At 41.1% G+C, this 19,103-nt stretch carries 12 protein-coding genes; 10 read left to right on the top strand and 2 right to left on the bottom strand.

Annotation, left to right across the window (positions count from 1 at the left end):
* Positions 1 to 1,635: an NAD(P)/FAD-dependent oxidoreductase gene (locus MST17_RS11710; protein WP_180026503.1), complete on the top strand. Its 1,635-nt coding sequence runs from the start codon at positions 1 to 3 to the stop codon at positions 1,633 to 1,635.
* A 334-nt stretch (positions 1,636 to 1,969) separates the two neighbouring features.
* Here the strand turns inward: MST17_RS11710 and gltA are convergent, their stop codons facing one another.
* Positions 1,970 to 3,247, bottom strand: a complete 1,278-nt coding sequence (gene gltA, locus MST17_RS11705) for a citrate synthase (protein ID WP_078189909.1) — start codon at positions 3,245 to 3,247, stop codon at positions 1,970 to 1,972.
* A gap of 1,027 nt (positions 3,248 to 4,274) precedes the next feature.
* Here gltA and sdhC point away from each other — a divergent pair.
* The 9 genes from sdhC to sucD all read left to right on the top strand — a co-directional run bounded on the left by sdhC (position 4,275) and on the right by sucD (position 16,267).
* Entirely contained in the window at positions 4,275 to 4,673 is a 399-nt protein-coding gene (gene sdhC / locus MST17_RS11700; RefSeq protein ID WP_078192993.1) for a succinate dehydrogenase, cytochrome b556 subunit, read from the top strand.
* Positions 4,673 to 5,038 (top strand): succinate dehydrogenase, hydrophobic membrane anchor protein, encoded by a 366-nt coding sequence (gene sdhD / locus MST17_RS11695; protein WP_078192992.1) that lies wholly within the window; start codon positions 4,673 to 4,675, stop codon positions 5,036 to 5,038. The genes sdhC and sdhD overlap by 1 nt, the downstream gene beginning before the upstream one ends.
* A gap of 12 nt (positions 5,039 to 5,050) precedes the next feature.
* A complete protein-coding gene (gene sdhA, locus MST17_RS11690; protein ID WP_180026465.1) occupies positions 5,051 to 6,949 on the top strand; it encodes a succinate dehydrogenase flavoprotein subunit in 1,899 nt (632 codons plus the stop codon).
* Between the two features lie 14 nt (positions 6,950 to 6,963).
* The gene (locus MST17_RS11685; RefSeq protein ID WP_180026464.1) at positions 6,964 to 7,671 is read left to right on the top strand and encodes a succinate dehydrogenase iron-sulfur subunit; all 708 of its coding nucleotides are present in this window, start codon (positions 6,964 to 6,966) and stop codon (positions 7,669 to 7,671) included.
* Positions 7,672 to 8,467: 796 nt separating this feature from the next.
* A complete protein-coding gene (locus MST17_RS11680; RefSeq protein WP_180026502.1) occupies positions 8,468 to 11,290 on the top strand; it encodes a 2-oxoglutarate dehydrogenase E1 component in 2,823 nt (940 codons plus the stop codon).
* A 16-nt stretch (positions 11,291 to 11,306) separates the two neighbouring features.
* Positions 11,307 to 12,524 (top strand): 2-oxoglutarate dehydrogenase complex dihydrolipoyllysine-residue succinyltransferase, encoded by a 1,218-nt coding sequence (gene odhB / locus MST17_RS11675; RefSeq protein ID WP_078192990.1) that lies wholly within the window; start codon positions 11,307 to 11,309, stop codon positions 12,522 to 12,524.
* A 60-nt stretch (positions 12,525 to 12,584) separates the two neighbouring features.
* Complete coding sequence (lpdA, locus tag MST17_RS11670) at positions 12,585 to 14,015, top strand: dihydrolipoyl dehydrogenase (protein ID WP_078189903.1); 1,431 nt, start codon at positions 12,585 to 12,587, stop codon at positions 14,013 to 14,015.
* Positions 14,016 to 14,196: 181 nt separating this feature from the next.
* The gene (sucC, locus tag MST17_RS11665) at positions 14,197 to 15,363 is read left to right on the top strand and encodes an ADP-forming succinate--CoA ligase subunit beta (protein WP_168379216.1); all 1,167 of its coding nucleotides are present in this window, start codon (positions 14,197 to 14,199) and stop codon (positions 15,361 to 15,363) included.
* A gap of 13 nt (positions 15,364 to 15,376) precedes the next feature.
* Positions 15,377 to 16,267 (top strand): succinate--CoA ligase subunit alpha, encoded by an 891-nt coding sequence (gene sucD / locus MST17_RS11660; protein ID WP_168379215.1) that lies wholly within the window; start codon positions 15,377 to 15,379, stop codon positions 16,265 to 16,267.
* A 1,013-nt stretch (positions 16,268 to 17,280) separates the two neighbouring features.
* On the opposite strand, the gene MST17_RS11655 is transcribed toward sucD, so the two are convergent.
* Positions 17,281 to 18,993 carry a flotillin family protein gene (locus MST17_RS11655; RefSeq protein WP_168379214.1) on the bottom strand — a complete coding sequence of 571 codons (1,713 nt, stop codon included), beginning with the start codon at positions 18,991 to 18,993 and terminating at the stop codon, positions 17,281 to 17,283.
* Between the last annotated feature and the right edge of the window lie 110 nt (positions 18,994 to 19,103).

The raw sequence follows: 19,103 nt of genomic DNA, 5'->3' as shown, positions 1-19,103 counted from the left end.
ATGCCGACACAATTACATGACGAAGATGTAAAAGCATTAGATCAAGAGAAAACTCAAACTAAAAAGCCCACAGCACATACTAATGCACGTCGTCCTGCATCGTCTTCTGCTAAAGCTAAAAAAGCAGCACAAGACCAAGCAGAGCCAGAACCTAGCCTACAAAAACCAAGCGTAGAAAATCAAGTGCGTGTCTACGATACCATTGTGATTGGTGCGGGGATATCCGGTTTAGCTGCCGCTCATCAAATGAATGAACGAGGTTATACCGATTATGTGGTTTTGGAAAAAGCCAATCGCGTAGGAGGAACATGGCGCGACAACACCTATCCAGGTTGTGGATGTGATGTCCCTTCGGCTTTATATTCTTTTTCATTTGCACCGAGTCATAAATGGAGTCATTTATTTGCCAAGCAACCTGAGATTCTGAACTATTTAGAAGGTGTTGCGGAGCAGCATGCGCTGTATCGCAACATTCAGTTCAATTGTGAATTAATTGCAGCGGAATGGAATGAGCAATTAAAGCCATGGCAATTGGAGACCAGTAAAGGTAAGTATGCGGCAAGAACAGTGATCTTTTCCACTGGGCCGATTACTGAACCGCAAATTCCAAAAATTAAAGGTATTGAAAGCTTTGAAGGTGAAATGTTCCATTCTGCGCGATGGAACCATGCCTATGACTTAAAAGATAAACGTATTGCAGTGATAGGTACGGGAGCATCTGCGATTCAGTTTATTCCTCAGATTCAACCTATTGCCAAAAATGTGGTGGTGTTTCAACGGACTGCGCCATGGGTATTACCAAAAGCAGATTTACCACTGAATGACCGTGCGAAAGGCATGATTACACGCTTTCCCTCTGTTCAAGAAACTTGGCGCAAAAGTGTGGCCGGTATATTAAATGGTATCAATTTAGGACTGCGTAATCCTTCACTGTTAGAGCCAGTCAATTATTTGGGTCGTCAGTTGTTGAAAACACAAATTCAAGATGCTGAATTACGTGAAAAAGTAACACCAAACTTTTCTATTGGTTGTAAGCGTCTTTTATTTGCCAATAACTATTATCCTGCATTGCAGCAAGCCAATGTTGAACTTGTGCCACATGGTTTAGTTGAAATAGAAGGTAATACCGTCATCGCTGCAAATGGTGAACGTCATGAAGTCGATGTCATTATTTGGGGCACAGGATTTGAAGTTTCTCATCCGCCGATTGGACAACGTGTAAAAAATGCCAAAGGGGAGTTATTGTCAGAACTTTGGAAAAACAGTTCTCCTGAAGCGTTTTTGGGTACCAGTATCGCGCAAGTACCTAATGCCTTCTTGGTGCTCGGGCCAAATATTTTGGTTTATGACTCATTCATTGGGATTGCAGAAGCACAGGTTGGGTATATCGTCGATGCCTTGGTAAAAATGAAACAAGAGAAGATACAACGGCTTGAAATTAAGCCAAATGTATTGGCCTATCACAATGCAAAAGTGCAGACACATCTACAGACGACAGTCTTTAATAGTGGCGGCTGTAAGAGCTATTACTTAGATGCCAATGGGCGCAATTTTGCAGCTTGGCCGTGGTCACTGAAACAGTTAAAGCAGCGTCTTAAACATGTGGATTTGGCAGATTATGAGACTGTTGCTTAGAGACTTTGGTTTAATAAATGTCGCTTAACTCGATAAGCCAAAATGAAGCATCATCAATATTTAAACCTTTTGTTTACAGCCTAATTTCTACGTGGCATTGGGCTTTTTTTATGACGATATCTGATGAAACAGTGTGAGATTTTCTAGAAAATGGCGATTTAAAATACACTCAGCAATAAACACCATACTTTATAGCTTGTGAGGCATCGTTTTATCTAATGATTGAGTTGGAAAATTCAGTCAGATGGGGGTGTTTAATAGCGCAAAATAAATCTAGTTGCATAAAAAAACCGCCCCAAAGGGACGGTTTTTAGATTCGCACAATTCTTTCGAATTAACGACCTTGGATATCGCGTTGAGTTTCGCCAGTGTAAAGCTGACGAGGACGACCGATTTTGTAAGGTGCGCTGTGCATTTCTAACCAGTGGCTGATCCAACCAACAGTACGTGCAAGAGCGAAGATTACAGTAAACATTTCTGTTGGGATACCAATCGCTTTAAGGATGATACCTGAGTAGAAGTCTACGTTAGGGTATAGGTTACGTTTGATGAAGTATTCGTCAGAAAGCGCAATACGTTCAAGTTCCATAGCCAAAGCAAGTTGTGGATCGTTGATACCAAGTGCAGTTAACACTTCGTCACAAGTCTCTTTCATTACTTTCGCACGTGGATCGAAGTTTTTGTAAACTCGGTGACCGAAGCCCATAAGTTTAACTTCTTTAGTTTTCACTTTTTCCATGAACGGAGCAACGTTTTCTACAGTGCCGATTTCATCAAGCATCTTAAGAACAGCTTCGTTCGCGCCGCCGTGAGCAGGTCCCCATAGAGCCGCGATACCCGCAGCGATACATGCGTATGGGTTAGCGCCAGTAGAACCAGCAAGACGTACTGTAGAAGTAGACGCGTTTTGTTCGTGGTCAGCATGAAGCGTGAAGATACGGTCCATTGCTTTAGCAAGAATAGGGTCAACTTTGTAATCACGGTCTGCAGGAGTAGCAAACATCATGTACAAGAAGTTTTCTGCGTAGCTTAAGTCGTTACGTGGGTAAACGAATGGTTGGCCTACTGTGTATTTGTAAGTCCAAGCAGCTAAAGTAGGAACTTTAGCGATTAAGCGAATAGCAGTGATTTCGCGGTGATCAATGTTTTCAACATCGAAACCGTTGTGATAGAACGCAGAAAGCGCACCAACAACACCACACATGATCGCCATAGGGTGAGCGTCACGACGGAAACCATTGAAGAAACGGCCAACTTGATCGTGAACCATAGTGTGGTTACGAACTTTAGCATCGAATTCTTGTTTTTGTTCAGCAGTAGGAAGCTCGCCGTTCAAAAGAAGGTAGCAAGTTTCTAAGTAGTCTGCTTTAGTAGCAAGCTGGTCGATTGGGTAGCCACGGTGTAGAAGAACACCTTTACCGCCGTCAATGAAAGTGATTTTAGATTCACAAGCAGCCGTTGAGACAAAACCAGGATCAAAAGTAAAGTGACCTGCGGCCAACACATCTTTAACGTCAATTACATCTGGGCCTAGAGTGCCACTGTAAATTGGTAAGTCAATTTCTTTGCCATCAAGCTGTAAAACGGCTTTTTTGCCAGTTGCTTCAGACATTCAATAGATCTCCTGTCCTGGTGAATGTTTTATCTGACTCAGTACTAATCTTTTAATGCGAGAATCAGACGGATCAAAAATTTGCTCTAAGATTAGAGGGAACTGAAATTTTGTCAATTATACTTATGGATATAAATTGAGGATCATTCCTTGAAATGAAGCACAATTCATCCGCTTAAAAAATGAGTAAAATCACAGTGCCGACGCAGTATAATAAGTCAATTTGCAGGGGAGGTGCAGATTAAAAAAAGCCTATTGCCTTAATTGTAAGCAATTTTTAATTCTTAAAAACTCTGAAACAAATATGAATTACAAGACCGCTATTTCATTAAATTATTATAATTTTCGTAACTTACACACATCTGTGGCTCTAAATTGCTTTTTTCTTATTCATAATTAAAACGACTTAATCGTACTTAAAAAAAAGTTCGTTTGGTTAAAAAATAGTTAATTAAACGCCTTTAAAAGCTTAATAAATGATCATTTTTGTCATTTGAAAGGTAAAAAATGGCGTTTTATTAAACAGATTTGCTGTTGTTGAGATTTTTATGCACAGACTAAGTTCTTATTTCGTTTCATGATCTTTCAGTTTTATCATTTGAGAAAATGATGCACATTTATTTTTATGATTATGGCTTGGCGAATGTGTTGGAAGATTTTAAAATGTAGTGGGAAAAGAAAGATTTAGATTTGTTCATCTTTAGTCTAAAAGTTTAAATCGCTATATACACACAAAAACAATAAGTTAAATTTACATTTAACTGATTAAAACCAACAACATAGTATGATTTTCTTAGATAAATAAGGTATTTTTTTTTAGAAAAGTTATTGTTAATGATTCTTATTTAAGGATATTTTGCAAAATTCCTAATTGTCTTCGTTTGTGTTTTGAAAGTTCACGTTTTATAATTCCCTGTCGTTTATAAGATCAGACAGCTGCAGAGTTTATTATATTGTAATGTCTGACTATGCTAGCTTTCCTACGAATTAATTCCAACAAACTCCGGATGGAGTTTTTACTTACAGGATGCCCGCTGTGAAAAGCAACAGACCTGTCAATTTGTCCATGGGTCAAGTTTTAGACGTAAACTTAAAATCCCCTGTGGCTATTGCATCAATTTTACACCGTCTATCAGGTGTTATCGTATTTTTACTCGTACCGGTCCTTCTTTGGATTTTAGACAAATCTTTATCTTCACCTGAAGGTTTTGCGCAAGTTCAAGCTGTGTTTGATAGCTTTATTGTGCGTTTTGTCGTATGGGTATTTGTAGCCGGCTTAATTTATCACCTTATCGGTGGTATCAAGCATCTATTTGCAGATCTTGGCGTTGCTGAAGAACTTCAAAGTGGTCGTATCGCAGCTACTATTTCATTGATCTTGTCTGCAATCGGTATTGTTGCAGCATTTGTATGGATTGTTCTCTAATGAAAAGTGCTACAGGTTTAACAGGATCAGGTTCTCGCGATTGGTTTATCCAGCGTGTAAGTGCCGTTGTATTGGCTGTTTATACTATTGTTGTACTGGGCTGGATCCTTTGCAATAGCGGATTCACTTTTGAGCAATGGTATGGCTTTATGATGACAACACCAATGAAGATTATGTCTTTATTGTCTGTCTTATCTCTTGTTGCGCATGCTTGGATTGGTATGTGGCAAGTATTCACTGACTATGTGACTACTCGTCAAATGGGTCCTTCAGCAAACGGTCTGCGTTTAGTGCTGACTTCTGCAGTGATTGTTGCAGTATTTGCATACGCGATCTGGGCGATCCAGATTTTTTGGGCAAATTGATAGGAAAATATCATGGGCGCTATAACCCCTAAAGAAGATTACACAAATATTCCACACCTAACTTTCGATGCAGTCATCGTTGGTGGTGGTGGTTCAGGTATGCGTGCTTCTTACCAACTTGCTCAAGCTGGTTTGAAAGTTGCTGTACTGACTAAAGTATTCCCAACTCGTTCACACACTGTTGCAGCGCAGGGTGGTATTGGTGCATCTCTTGGTAACATGCAAGAAGATAACTGGCACTACCACTTCTACGATACAGTTAAAGGTTCTGACTGGTTAGGTGACCAAGACGCAATTGAGTTTATGACTCGTGAAGCGCCTCAAGTTGTATATGAGCTTGAACACCTAGGTATGCCATTCGACCGTAATGCTGACGGTACAATTTACCAACGTCCGTTTGGTGGTCATGCTGCGAACTATGGTGAAAAACCAGTTCCACGTGCATGTGCTGCTGCCGATCGTACAGGTCACGCACTTCTTCACACGCTTTATCAAAGCAACGTGAAAATGGGTACTCAATTCTTCGTTGAATGGATCGCACTTGATTTGATCCGTAATGAAGAGGGTGATGTGCTTGGTGTGACAGCAATTGACCAAGAAACAGGTAAAATTGCAGTATTCCAAGGTAAAGCAACATTGTTCGCTACTGGTGGTGCTGGTCGTGTTTACCGTGCATCTACTAACGCTTATATCAATACTGGTGACGGTCTTGGTATGGCAGCTCGTGCAGGTATTCCATTGCAAGATATGGAATTCTGGCAATTCCACCCAACAGGTGTTGCGGGCGCAGGCGTATTGTTGACAGAAGGTTGTCGTGGTGAAGGTGCGATCCTTCGTAACGATGCTGGTGAGCCGTTCATGGAACGTTATGCTCCGACACTTAAAGACTTGGCACCTCGTGACTTCGTATCACGTTCAATGGACCAAGAAATTAAAGAAGGTCGTGGCTGTGGTCCTAAGAAAGACTACATCTTGCTTGATATGACGCATCTTGGTGCTGAAACAATCATGAAACGTCTTCCATCTGTATTTGAGATTGGTAAGAAATTCGCGAACGTTGACATCACTAAAGAGCCAATTCCTGTAGTACCTACAATCCATTACCAAATGGGTGGTATTCCTACAAATATTCATGGTCAAGTGGTTGTTCCTGTATCTCGTGAAACTGAAGCTTTGGTTGCGAACTACAATAAAGAAACTGGTGTGTACTCACACAATGCGGGTGACCGTGATTTCACTAAACCAGTGAAAGGTTTCTATGCAATTGGTGAATGTTCATGTGTATCTGTACACGGTGCTAACCGTCTAGGTACAAACTCATTGCTTGACTTGGTTGTATTTGGTAAAGCTGCTGGTGAACATATTGTTGACTATGTAACTAAACACCACGGTGATGAATATGCACCGCTTCCTACAACTGTTCTTGAAAAAACTTTGAATCGTGTTCGTCATCTTGATGAATCAACTTCTGGTGAAAATGCTCAAGAAGTTGCAGATGCAATCCGTGACATCGTTCAAGATCACGCTGGTGTATTCCGTACATCTGCACTTCTTGAAGAGGGTGTGAAACAGATTCTTGCGATCGAACCACGTGTACGTAACATTCACTTGAAAGACAAATCTAAAGTATTTAACACAGCGCGTGTTGAAGCTCTAGAAGTTGAAAACCTGTATGAAGTTGCGAAAGCGACACTGATTTCTGCGGCTGCGCGTAAAGAATGTCGTGGTGCGCATACAGTGGTAGATTTTGAATTACCACCTGATCATGCTGACTACCCATACGGTCGTCGTGATGATGAGTGGATGAAACACACTTTATGGTTCTCTGTAGATAACCGTCTTGAGTACAAACCAGTACGTTACAAGCCTTTATCTGTAGATGCTATTCCGCCTAAACCACGTACATTCTAATTGGGAGAAGTAAGATGAGTAGAGGTACTCGTACATTTAATATCTACCGCTACGATCCTGATAAGGATACAGCTCCGTACATGCAAACTTTTAAACTAGAGTTGACTGACAAGCACCGTATGTTGCTTGATGCGCTTCTAGCATTAAAAGTACAAGACGAATCATTAACATTCCGTCGTTCATGTCGTGAAGGTATTTGTGGTTCTGATGGTGTAAACATCAATGGTAAAAATGGTTTAGCGTGTCTTTGGAACCTAAACGACTTACCAGAAGTGATTACAATTCGTCCACTTCCAGGTCTTCCAGTTATTAAAGACTTGGTTGTAGATATGAATCAGTTCTACGATCAGTACAATAAAATCCATCCGTTCCTAATCAACAATCAGCCTGCACCTCCTAAAGAGCGTTTGCAGTCTCCTGAAGAGCGTGAACACTTAGATGGTTTGTACGAATGTATTCTTTGTGCATGTTGTTCAACTTCATGTCCATCATTCTGGTGGAACCCAGACAAGTTCTTGGGTCCTTCAGCATTGTTGAACGCATATCGCTTCATCATTGACTCTCGTGATACAGCAACTCAAGAGCGTTTGGCTCGTCTTGATGACCCATTCTCATTGTTCCGTTGTAAAGGTATCATGAACTGTGTATCTGTATGTCCTAAGGGTCTTAACCCAACTAAAGCAATCGGTCACATCCGTAATATGCTTTTAGATCTTGGTTAATAGATTTAGCAGTAAAAAAAAAGCGCACCATTGGGTGCGCTTTTTTTGTCATATATAAAAATGATGATAGTGAAAGTTATTCGCTGTCATTGCAGAGTGCTATAAATGGATTTCATAGAAACGTAGTGAATTAAAAGTATAAAGTGATAGATAAATGGTTATTTATTGATGAAACGCTCGTTCAAGTCTGTCAAAAGGATTAGAAGATGTTATTATGTAACGTAGTAAAAAGAGAGAGGATAGGAATGTCAGCTCTCTTTTGTTTTTGTATATGAGATGAGGTAAAAATCGAACGTAGACTTTTGTCTTAATTGAAAGATCATTTTATATGTAGCACCATATCATAGATGAAAATACAAACAGTGTATTTCGCTAATTTATGAGAGGTATGTGTCAAAAAAATCAATTGAAAATGCTCGAACGTGTTAGCATTTAAAGTATCACTATATGTAAAAAATGACTTTGAATTGGGTACATTTTTTCTACAATTTAAGCGCTGTAGACGGTATATAAATGTTAATAAAGTCGCTTTAGAAAAGATAATGGTGCAAATTTTATTTTTTCTAAGACGATTTGCAAAAATTGCCCGATTTATGTCGGGTATTTCTCAATGAGTAATGATGCCGCTGAGGGCGTTATTGTTCATTAATCACATTGGGTAATCCTAATGTAGTGATAACGCCTCAAGGCTTAAGCCTAATGGGGACTAATGTCATATTACCAATTTGACATTACTAATCATGGGTTCGCTTAAAAAGCATCCTGAAATGTTTTGCAATAGGAAATGGGTCCACAAATGCAAGAAGTTGCTGACGCACTGCGTCTTGACACTGAACTTAGCGCTGACAGTGCAGCGTATATTGAAGAACTTTATGAGCAGTATCTAACGGCTCCAGACTCAGTAGAGGCTGATTGGCGTGAATACTTCGATAAATTCCCGAAAGGTGATCAACCACACAGCAATGTACGTGAGCAATTCCTATTATTAGGCCGTAATTCAAGCCGTGTTCAGCCAGTAGTGCAAAGTGCAGTAAGTTCTGAGCATGAACGCCGTCAAATCGGTGTATTACAGTTGATCGCTGCATACCGTAACCGTGGTCATCAAAACGCAAAATTAGATCCACTAGGTCTTGCAAAACGTGAAATCGTGCCTGATCTAGATCTTGCTGCGCATGGTTTAACTCAGTCTGACTTAGATACTGTATTTAATACAGGTAACCTTGCAATCGGTAAGTCTGAAGCAACACTTGGTGAAATGGTTCAAGCAATGGAAGCAACTTATACTGCTTCGATTGGTGTTGAATACATGCACATTGTTGATACCAAAGAAAAACGTTGGATTCAACAACGCCTTGAAGGTACTCGTGGTCAATTTGGCTACACTGCAGACCAGAAAAAACATATCCTTGAACGTCTAACTGCAGCTGAAGGCCTAGAAAAATACCTTGGTAACAAATTCGTTGGTGCGAAACGTTTCGGTGTTGAAGGTGGTGAGTCTTTCATTCCTATGGTGAATGAACTTATTCAACGCGCGGGTTCAGTCGGTTGTAAAGAAGTGGTTATCGGTATGCCTCACCGTGGCCGTTTAAACCTTCTTGTAAACATCATGGGTAAAAACCCAGCTGACCTATTTGGTGAGTTCGAAGGTAAAGCACTTCATAAAAAAGGCTCTGGTGACGTTAAATACCACCAAGGTTTCTCTTCAAACGTTATGACTCCGGGTGGCGAAGTTCACTTGGCATTAGCGTTTAACCCATCACACTTAGAAATCGTTGGACCTGTAGTTGAAGGTTCTGTACGCGCACGTCAAGTACGTCGTAAAGATATCGGTGGTGATGATGTATTACCAATCATCGTTCACGGTGATGCTGCATTTGCAGGTCAAGGTGTAAACCAAGAAACCTTCCAAATGTCACAAACTCGCGGTTATACCGTGGGTGGTACAGTTCATATCGTCGTGAACAACCAAGTTGGTTTCACAACGTCTGACCCACGTGATGCGCGTTCTACAGAATACTGTACTGACATCGCGAAAATGATCCAAGCACCGATCTTCCATGTGAACGGTGATGATCCTGAATCTGTATTATTTGTTTCTCAATTGGCACACGATTTTCGTCATACATTCCGTAAAGACGTTGTAATCGATATGTTCTGCTACCGTCGTCGTGGTCATAACGAAGCCGACGAGCCAGCTGCAACTCAGCCAATGATGTATCAAATCATCAATAAAAAAGCGACTACACGTACGCTTTATGCTGACAAGCTTGTACAAGAAGGTGTTCTTGATCGTGCTTCTGCTGATGCAATGGTTGAACAGTATCGTTCTGACCTTGAAGCAGGTAAACACGTTGCAAATGCGTTGGTACTTGAGCCAAACACAAAAATGTTTGTGGACTGGAAACCTTACTTAGGCCACGAATACACAGATAAATGGGATACCACTTTCCCAATCGAACGTCTAAAAGAGCTTGGTGCGAAAATGCGCGAGCTTCCAGAAGGCTTCGTGATGCAACGTCAGGTTGCTAAAGTGATTGATGACCGTCTGAAAATGCAGACTGGTGAAATGCCATTGAACTGGGGTGCTGCTGAAACATTAGCTTACGCGTCTCTTCTAGATGAAGGTTTCCTTGTTCGTTTAACAGGTGAAGACGTAGGTCGTGGTACATTCTCACACCGTCATGCAAAACTTCATAACCAAGTAGATGGTTCAACTTACATTCCATTATGTAACTTGAAAGAAAACCAACCACGTACAGCTATTTATGACTCATTATTGTCAGAAATGGCGGTTCTTGCATTCGAATACGGTTATGCAACGACTCTTCCGAAGAGCCTTGTCATTTGGGAAGCGCAATTTGGTGACTTCGCAAACTGTGCACAGGTTGTAATCGATCAGTTCATCGCGTCTGGCGAAACTAAGTGGGAACGTGTATGCGGTCTGACTATGCTTCTTCCACATGGCTTTGAAGGTCAAGGTCCTGAGCATTCATCAGCTCGTTTAGAGCGTTTCTTACAGCTATGTGCTGAAGAAAACATGCAAGTGATCACACCGACTACACCAGCGCAGATTTACCATGCGATGCGTCGTCAAGCACTTCGTCCAATCCGTAAACCAATGATCGTGACTTCACCGAAGTCTCTTCTTCGTCACAAACTTGCAACTTCTACATTAGAAGAACTTGCAAATGGTTCATTCCAAACTGTGATCGACGAAATCGACAACATCAACAAGTCAGACGTAACTCGTCTAGTGCTTTGTGGTGGTAAGGTTTACTACGACTTACTTGAAAAACGTCGTGAAAAAGAATTGAACAACACAGCAATCGTTCGTATTGAACAATTGTATCCGTACCCAGAAGCACGTCTTGCTGAAGTTCTTGCACAATATCCAAATGTTAAAGAATTGGTTTGGGCTCAAGAAGAACCGAAGAACCAAGGTGCATGGTTATTCATCGCTCCGCGTCTGTATGACGACGTGATGAAAGCGGGCAAACAAGTTCGTATTAGTTATGCAGGTCGTGAAGCTTCTGCTGCACCGGCTTGTGGTTCACCATATTTGCACGCAAAACAACAAGCTCAGCTCGTAAATGATGCTTTAGCTATCGTAGCTGAATAACAGGAGATTCTTAATAATGGCAACCGAAATTAAAGCACCGGTATTCCCAGAGTCAGTTGCTGACGGTACAGTTGCAACTTGGCACAAACAACCAGGTGAAGCAGTATCACGTGACGAAGTGATTTGTGATATTGAAACAGATAAAGTTGTTTTAGAAGTTGTAGCTCCTGCTGACGGTACGATTTCTGCAATTGTTAAAAACGAAGGCGATACAGTTTTATCGAACGAAGTGATTGCGACTTTTGAAGAAGGTGCTGCTTCTGGCGCTGCTCAAACTCAAGCTGTTCAATCAGAAGAGAAAGTAGAACAAGCTGCTGCGCAAACTCAAGCGGGCGCTGCTCCTGTTGTTGAACGTGCTCAACCTGTTGCTGATCAAGCTCCTGCAGTGCGTAAAGCATTGACTGAGTCTGGCATTGCTGCTGCTGACGTTGCTGGCACTGGCCGTGGCGGTCGCATCACTAAAGAAGATGTTGCAAACCATCAAGCTAAACCAGCTGCTCCTGCTGCTGCGCCATTAAGCGTTGCTGTTGGTGAACGTATCGAAAAACGTGTTCCTATGACTCGTCTTCGTAAGCGTGTTGCTGAACGTCTACTTGCTGCAACTCAAGAAACTGCAATGTTGACTACGTTCAACGAAGTAAACATGAAACCAATCATGGAAATGCGTGCGCAATACAAAGATGCTTTTGAAAAGCGTCATGGTGCACGTCTTGGCTTCATGTCATTCTTCGTTAAAGCGGCAACTGAAGCACTTAAACGCTACCCAGCTGTAAACGCTTCGATTGATGGTAATGACATCGTTTATCACGGTTTCTACGACATCGGTGTTGCTGTATCAAGCGACCGTGGTCTAGTAGTTCCAGTTCTTCGTGACACTGACCGCATGAACTATGCTGAAGTTGAAAATGGTATCCGTGCATACGCTGGTAAAGCGCGTGATGGTAAATTGGGTATTGAAGATATGACTGGCGGTACATTCACTATTACTAATGGTGGTACTTTCGGTTCTTTGCTTTCTACACCTATCTTAAATACGCCACAAACTGCGATTTTGGGTATGCATAAAATCCAAGAACGTCCTATGGCTGTAAATGGTCAAGTTGAAATCTTGCCAATGATGTACTTAGCGCTTTCTTATGACCACCGTCTAATCGATGGTAAAGAAGCAGTAGGCTTCCTTGTAACAATCAAAGAATTGTTAGAAGAACCAGCTAAGCTAATCCTTGATCTTTAATACTTCAGAATAATGCAATGGGCTTAGAGCGATCCTCTAAGCCCATTTTTGGAGATACACATGTCTCAATTTGATTTAGTTGTTATTGGTGGCGGTCCTGGTGGTTATGAGGCTGCTATCCGCGCTGCTCAATTAGGCTTTAAAGTAGCTTGTATTGAAAAACGTATTCATAAAGGTAAACCATCTTTAGGTGGTACTTGCTTAAACGTGGGTTGTATCCCATCTAAAGCATTACTTGATTCATCTCACCGCTATGAAGATACCGTTCATCACTTAGATGACCACGGTATTACAACTGGTGAAGTGAAATTTGATCTTGCAAAACTGCTTGATCGTAAAGACAAAATTGTTAACCAATTGACGATGGGTATTGATGGCCTACTTAAAGGCAATGGTATCGAATGGTTAAAAGGTACAGGTAAATTACTTGCAGGTAAGAAAGTTGAGTTTGTATCTCACGAAGGTGAAACTCAAATTTTAGAACCTAAATATGTAATCCTTGCATCGGGTTCTGTGCCAGTCAATATTCCAGTTGCTCCTGTAGACCAAGACATTATTGTTGACTCTACTGGTGCGCTTGAGTTCCCAGAAGTGCCTAAACGTCTTGGCGTAATTGGCGCGGGTGTCATTGGTCTAGAGCTTGGTTCTGTTTGGCGTCGTCTAGGTGCTGAAGTTGTTGTATTTGAAGCAATGGATGCATTCTTACCAATGGCTGATAAAGCTTTGGCAAAAGACTACCAAAAAGTATTGACTAAACAAGGTCTTGATATCCGTGTTGGCGCTAAAGTTGCTGGTACAGAAGTAAATGGCCGTGAAGTTACTGTTAAGTATACGCAAGGTGGCGAAGACAAAACTCAAACTTTCGATAAATTGATCGTTTGTGTTGGCCGTAAAGCATATGCAGAAGGTTTATTGGCTGAAGATTCAGGCATTAAACTCACTGAACGCGGTCTAGTTGAAGTAAACGATTGGTGTGCAACTTCGGTTGAAGGTGTATACGCAATTGGTGACTTGGTACGTGGTCCAATGCTTGCACATAAAGCAATGGAAGAAGGCGTAATGGCTGTTGAACGTATGCACGGTCACGCAGCTCAAGTGAACTACGATACTATTATCTCTGTCATCTACACACACCCAGAAGCGGCGTGGGTTGGTTTAACAGAAGAGCAAGCGAAAGAAAAAGGCCATGAAGTGAAGACTGGTCAATTTGGCTTTGCTGCGAATGGTCGTGCAATGGCTGCTGGTGAAAACGCAGGCTTTGTTAAGTTTGTTGCTGATGCGAAAACAGATCGTCTACTTGGTATGCACGTGATTGGACCTGCAGCGTCTGATATCGTACACCAAGGTATGATTGCACTTGAGTTTGTATCAAGTGTTGAAGACCTACAGTTAATGACTTTTGGTCACCCGACATTCTCTGAAGTCGTTCACGAAGCTGCGCTTGCAGTCGATGGACGTGCGATTCACGCGATTCAGCGTAAACGTAAATAAGATGTAAAAAGAGCGGCTTAGGCCGCTCTTTTTTGTTTCAGATGGTTGTTTTAATTTGAATAATCATCTAAAAATAAAGATAAGAAATATTTTAAGATTTAAAAAAGGTTAAAGCTGCTTTGACGGATGTCTGGGCTTTAATGGGTCATAACAAAGCGAAAAAAGAGTAAAAGGTTGTTCAATGAATCTACACGAATATCAAGCTAAAGCGTTATTAAAAAAATATGGTATGCCAGTCCAAGAAGGCGTATTTGTAACAACCGCAGAAGAAGCAGTCAAAGCTTTTGAGCAACTGGGTGGTAAGTTTGCGGTACTCAAAGCCCAAGTCCATGCAGGTGGCCGCGGTAAAGCGGGCGGCGTAAAAGTGGTAAAATCTGCGCAAGAAGCCACTGATTATGTGAACCAAATGGTCGGTTCACGCTTAGTCACTTATCAAACAGATGCATTAGGTCAGCCAGTCAGCGGTATTTTGGTGTCTGAAGATGTCTATCCTGTAGAGCGTGAATTGTACCTAGGTGCTGTGGTTGACCGTTCTAGCCGCCGTGTGACCTTTATGGCATCGACTGAAGGTGGTGTGGAAATTGAGAAAGTTGCAGAAGAAACCCCAGAAAAAATTATTAAAGTTGAAGTTGATCCTTTAGTTGGATTGTTACCATTCCAAGCACGTGAAGTGGCATTTGCTTTAAACCTAAAAGATGGTCAAGTGAATCAATTTGTCAAAATCATGTCTGCTGCCTATCAAGCATTCATTGAAAATGATTTTGCTTTATTTGAAATTAACCCGTTATCTGTACGTGAAAATGGCGAGATTTTATGTGTGGATGCAAAAATTGGCATCGATTCAAATGCCTTATACCGTTTACCTGAAATCGCAGCGTTACGTGATAAATCGCAAGAAAATGAGCGTGAGCTGAAAGCATCAGAATTTGATTTGAACTATGTTGCCTTAGAAGGCAATATTGGTTGTATGGTCAATGGTGCTGGCCTAGCGATGGCAACCATGGACATCATTAAACTCTATGGTGGTCAACCTGCAAACTTCCTAGATGTAGGCGGTGGCGCGACCAAAGAACGCGTAATTGAAGCCTTTAAAATCATTTTGGCCGATAGTTCTGTACAAGGTGTATTAATCAACATTTTTGGTGGGATTGTACGTTGTGACATGATTGCTGAAGCAATTATTGCAGCGGTTCAAGAAGTAAATGTGACTGTACCTGTGGTTGTTCGTTTAGAAGGGAACAATGCAGAGTTGGGTGCAAAATTACTTGATGAATCAGGTTTGAAATTGATTTCTGCAAATGGCTTGGCCGATGCTGCAGAAAAAATCGTTGCTGCGGTAAAAGGCTAAGGGAGTAGAGATCATGAGCGTATTAGTTAATAAAGACACCAAAGTATTGGTACAAGGTTTTACCGGTAAAAACGGCACATTTCATTCAGAACAATCTATTGCTTACGGCACAAAAGTGGTTGGTGGGGTGACTCCGGGTAAAGGCGGTACACAACATTTGAATCTGCCCGTATTCAATACCATGAAAGAAGCGGTACGTGAAACGGGTGCAACGGCAACCTCGATTTATGTACCGGCACCATTTGTCCTAGATTCAATTATTGAATCGATTGATTCGGGTGTTGAGCTGATCGTTGTGATTACGGAAGGTGTGCCTACACTCGATATGCTAAAAGCTAAACGTTACCTAGAAACCTATGGTAATAATGCACGTCTAATTGGTCCGAACTGTCCAGGGATTATTACTCCGGGTGAATGTAAGATCGGTATTATGCCGGGGCATATTCATCAGCCGGGTAAAATCGGCATTATCTCGCGATCAGGGACTCTGACCTATGAAGCTGTAGCGCAAACCACGAAGCTGGGTCTAGGTCAGTCGACGTGTATCGGTATTGGGGGAGATCCAATTCCGGGCATGAACCAAATTGATTGCTTAAAGCTGTTCCAAGACGACCCGCAAACTGAAGCGATCATCATGATTGGTGAGATTGGTGGTACAGCAGAAGAAGAAGCGGCTGAATATATCCAGTCGAATGTAACTAAGCCTGTTGTCGGTTATATCGCGGGTGTGACTGCACCAAAAGGTAAACGTATGGGACATGCAGGCGCGATCATTTCGGGCGGTAAAGGTACAGCAGAAGAGAAATTTGCTGCTTTTGAAAAAGCCGGAATGGCCTATACCCGTAGTCCTGCTGAATTAGGTTCGACCATGTACGAAGTGCTGAAAGGCAAAGGTTTGGTTTAATCGCCATACTTAAACATCAAAAGAGAATCTTCGGATTCTCTTTTTTTTTTACGCAAAAAAAAGCGTATTTCAGCCGCTATGCAAAAGCCATAAGGGCATGGCTATGTGTTCTGCTTTGGGGTGCAGTGACGCTGCATAAACGGATGGAATATTGGTTGTTCAATAACTATGAAATGTAAAGAACACATAATAATCCGAATATGTGATGATTGCGGGGATGGTCATAGGTTTATGATTTTTAAAAATAATTTCGTATAGCGTGCAGTATATTGATTTTAGGGAAAATAACTAATTTAATTGAGATTTTTAATGGATCTTTATCATCAAAGAGCTTTTTTACTTGGATGAAGCCTAATATTTTCAATAGAAATTATTTTATTTGTAATTTTCTCAAGCCTTATACAAAGGATGGTAGATCAGGAATATGAGAAGGGGGAGCTTTAAAATTGGTGAAATTTGCTATCTCAGTGATGAAATTTTTTTAAGAAAATCTACATGAGCATATACATCTATAGTCAGCTATTATTTTTTAGTTGATGGTTTGAAGTGCAAAAACCTTGTTAGGCCCTATTTTCAATTTAATAAGCAATTTCCAAGTTTTATAAAAACAATAGATAGAACAAAATGTTATCGAGCTGAATATATAGAAGTAAATATCTTATTCTGTAAGATGAGAAGGATATATCAATTAATTGATTTTAAATATTTTGTTTCATAATTTTATGCTGTTTGCTCTATAGCTTCTAAATGAGTATTTTTATGAAATACGCCATTTGTTCATTGATTTAACATCAGGCTGTGATGCGAAATATAAATGTTAGAAACCATTAAAAGCGCCCTGATAAGACAGAAAATGCTGTTCATTTCTTTGAGAAATTGTATGCCCATAAGTACAAGTATCTAAGCCATTAAAAAGCAGTGCGGACACTGCTTATTAATTCATTTAGAATGTGTTGCTCAAGCAATCACTTCTGAATAAAGAGATTTGATGGAGCCCTATCTCAATCAAAAACTTAGTTTTTGCTGGTTTTTAAGCTCTGAGTTAAACCGTTAATATCGCCACCTTGGATACCGAGCTCACTCATCAAGCTATCAATCAGTGGGGCCTGGCTGCGGTAGCGTAGGGCGCTATTCACCACTTGGTCTGACAAGGCAACATTACCACTACCTTCGTGGTGAGCATCACCTTGGCAAGAACCTGCATGACCACCATTTAGGCCATTCACTTGCAAAATCTTAATGTCATCAATGTTTTCCATTGGTTTCACACTTTCGCGAATGATTTCAGGTAAGTATTTCAGCATCGCTAAACGAATTTGCATTTCAACCTGTTCAGATGACAATACGTTGTTTGCTTCGTTCACTGCACGTGTACCTTCAGCATCAACTTGGTATTGTTTTTCCATCGCCTGAGCCAAGAGAACTTTTGCGTCAGCTTCACCTTTGGCTTTTAAGCGAACTTTTTCAGCTTCGGCTTCAGCTGCAATACGGATAGCTTCTGCATCATCTGCTGCTGCTTGTTTACCTGCTTCTGCCGCGACAGTAATGGCAATCGCATCTTTCTCCGCTTTTTCTTTCGCAGAGACTAATTCGACAGCTTTTTGACGTTCAGCTTGTTGGATCTGACGAACGGTAATGACTTCTTCTTCGGCTTTTACCGCTTGAGCACGTGCTTGATCGGCATGTGCTTTAGCTTCAGATTCAGCACGAGATTTTTCAGCAATGGCAATGGCACGGTCTTGCTCAGCCAATTCAATGGTTTTCTTTTGTTCCACTTGGGCTTGCTGAATAATTTGTGACTTTTGAATATTTTGATTTTCAACGTCACGTGCAGCAGTAATACGCTTTAAGTCAACTTCACGTTCAGCAGCAATACGCGCTTCTTCGGCTTCACGTTTTTTAGCAGCTTCTTGTGATGCAATTTCTGCAAGCTGTTCTGCACGACGGATTGAAATTTCACGTTCTTGTTGCAGTTTTGCATATTCTTCTTCACGCAAAATTTGTAGACGTGCTTGTTCTGCTTCTAAGTTCTTGGTCTTAATTGCAAGATCTGCATCTTGTTCAATCGCATTACGTTTACGACGACGGTCTTCAATGGTTTCTGTCAGTTTAGTTAAACCTTCAGCATCGAACGCATTTTGTGGGTTAAAGTATTTAAAGCCTGTTTGGTCTAAGCCAGTTAATGAAACAGTTTCAAGTTCCAAACCGTTTTTATGTAAATCTTCAGACACCACTTGCTGAACTTTTTGTACGAAGTCGACGCGTTTTTCATGCAACTCTTCCATCGCCATTTCTGCGGCAACTGCACGTAATGAGTCAACAAATTTGCCTTCAACCAAATTCTTTAACTCATTTGGCGACATGGTCTTTTGACCTAGCGTTTGTGCTGCGGTAGCAATCGAATCTGCGGTTGGTTTCACACGGACATAGAACTCCGCCATCACATCGACACGCATACGGTCACGTGTAATCAGCGCTTGGTCATCTGCACGGCGTACTTCAAGACGTAGGGTGTTCATATTGACTGGAATAATTTCATGCAGCACAGGAAGCACAATAGCACCGCCACCTAAAATCACTTTTTCACCGCCGAAGCCTGTACGCACAAATGAAATTTCTTTACTTGAGCGACGATAAAGTCGAGCAATAATAAAACCAATAAAAATAAGTGCGGCAAAAATTATCCCGACTGAAACAAGGATACCGCTTGGAATAATGTCTAACATGGACGTTTATCTCTTTTGTTGTAGTTCAAGTTAACCCTCTAAAGTGCTAACAAGTTTGGTTTAAAAATCAGTATTTTGTTGACTCATCATGACTTCGAGATTTACAGAAG

The organism is Acinetobacter sp. YH16056_T, from assembly GCF_024605895.1.
Lineage (GTDB): Bacteria > Pseudomonadota > Gammaproteobacteria > Pseudomonadales > Moraxellaceae > Acinetobacter > Acinetobacter amyesii.
Note: the sequence above shows the minus strand (reverse complement) of the source record. Positions and strands in the feature narration are given on the sequence as shown.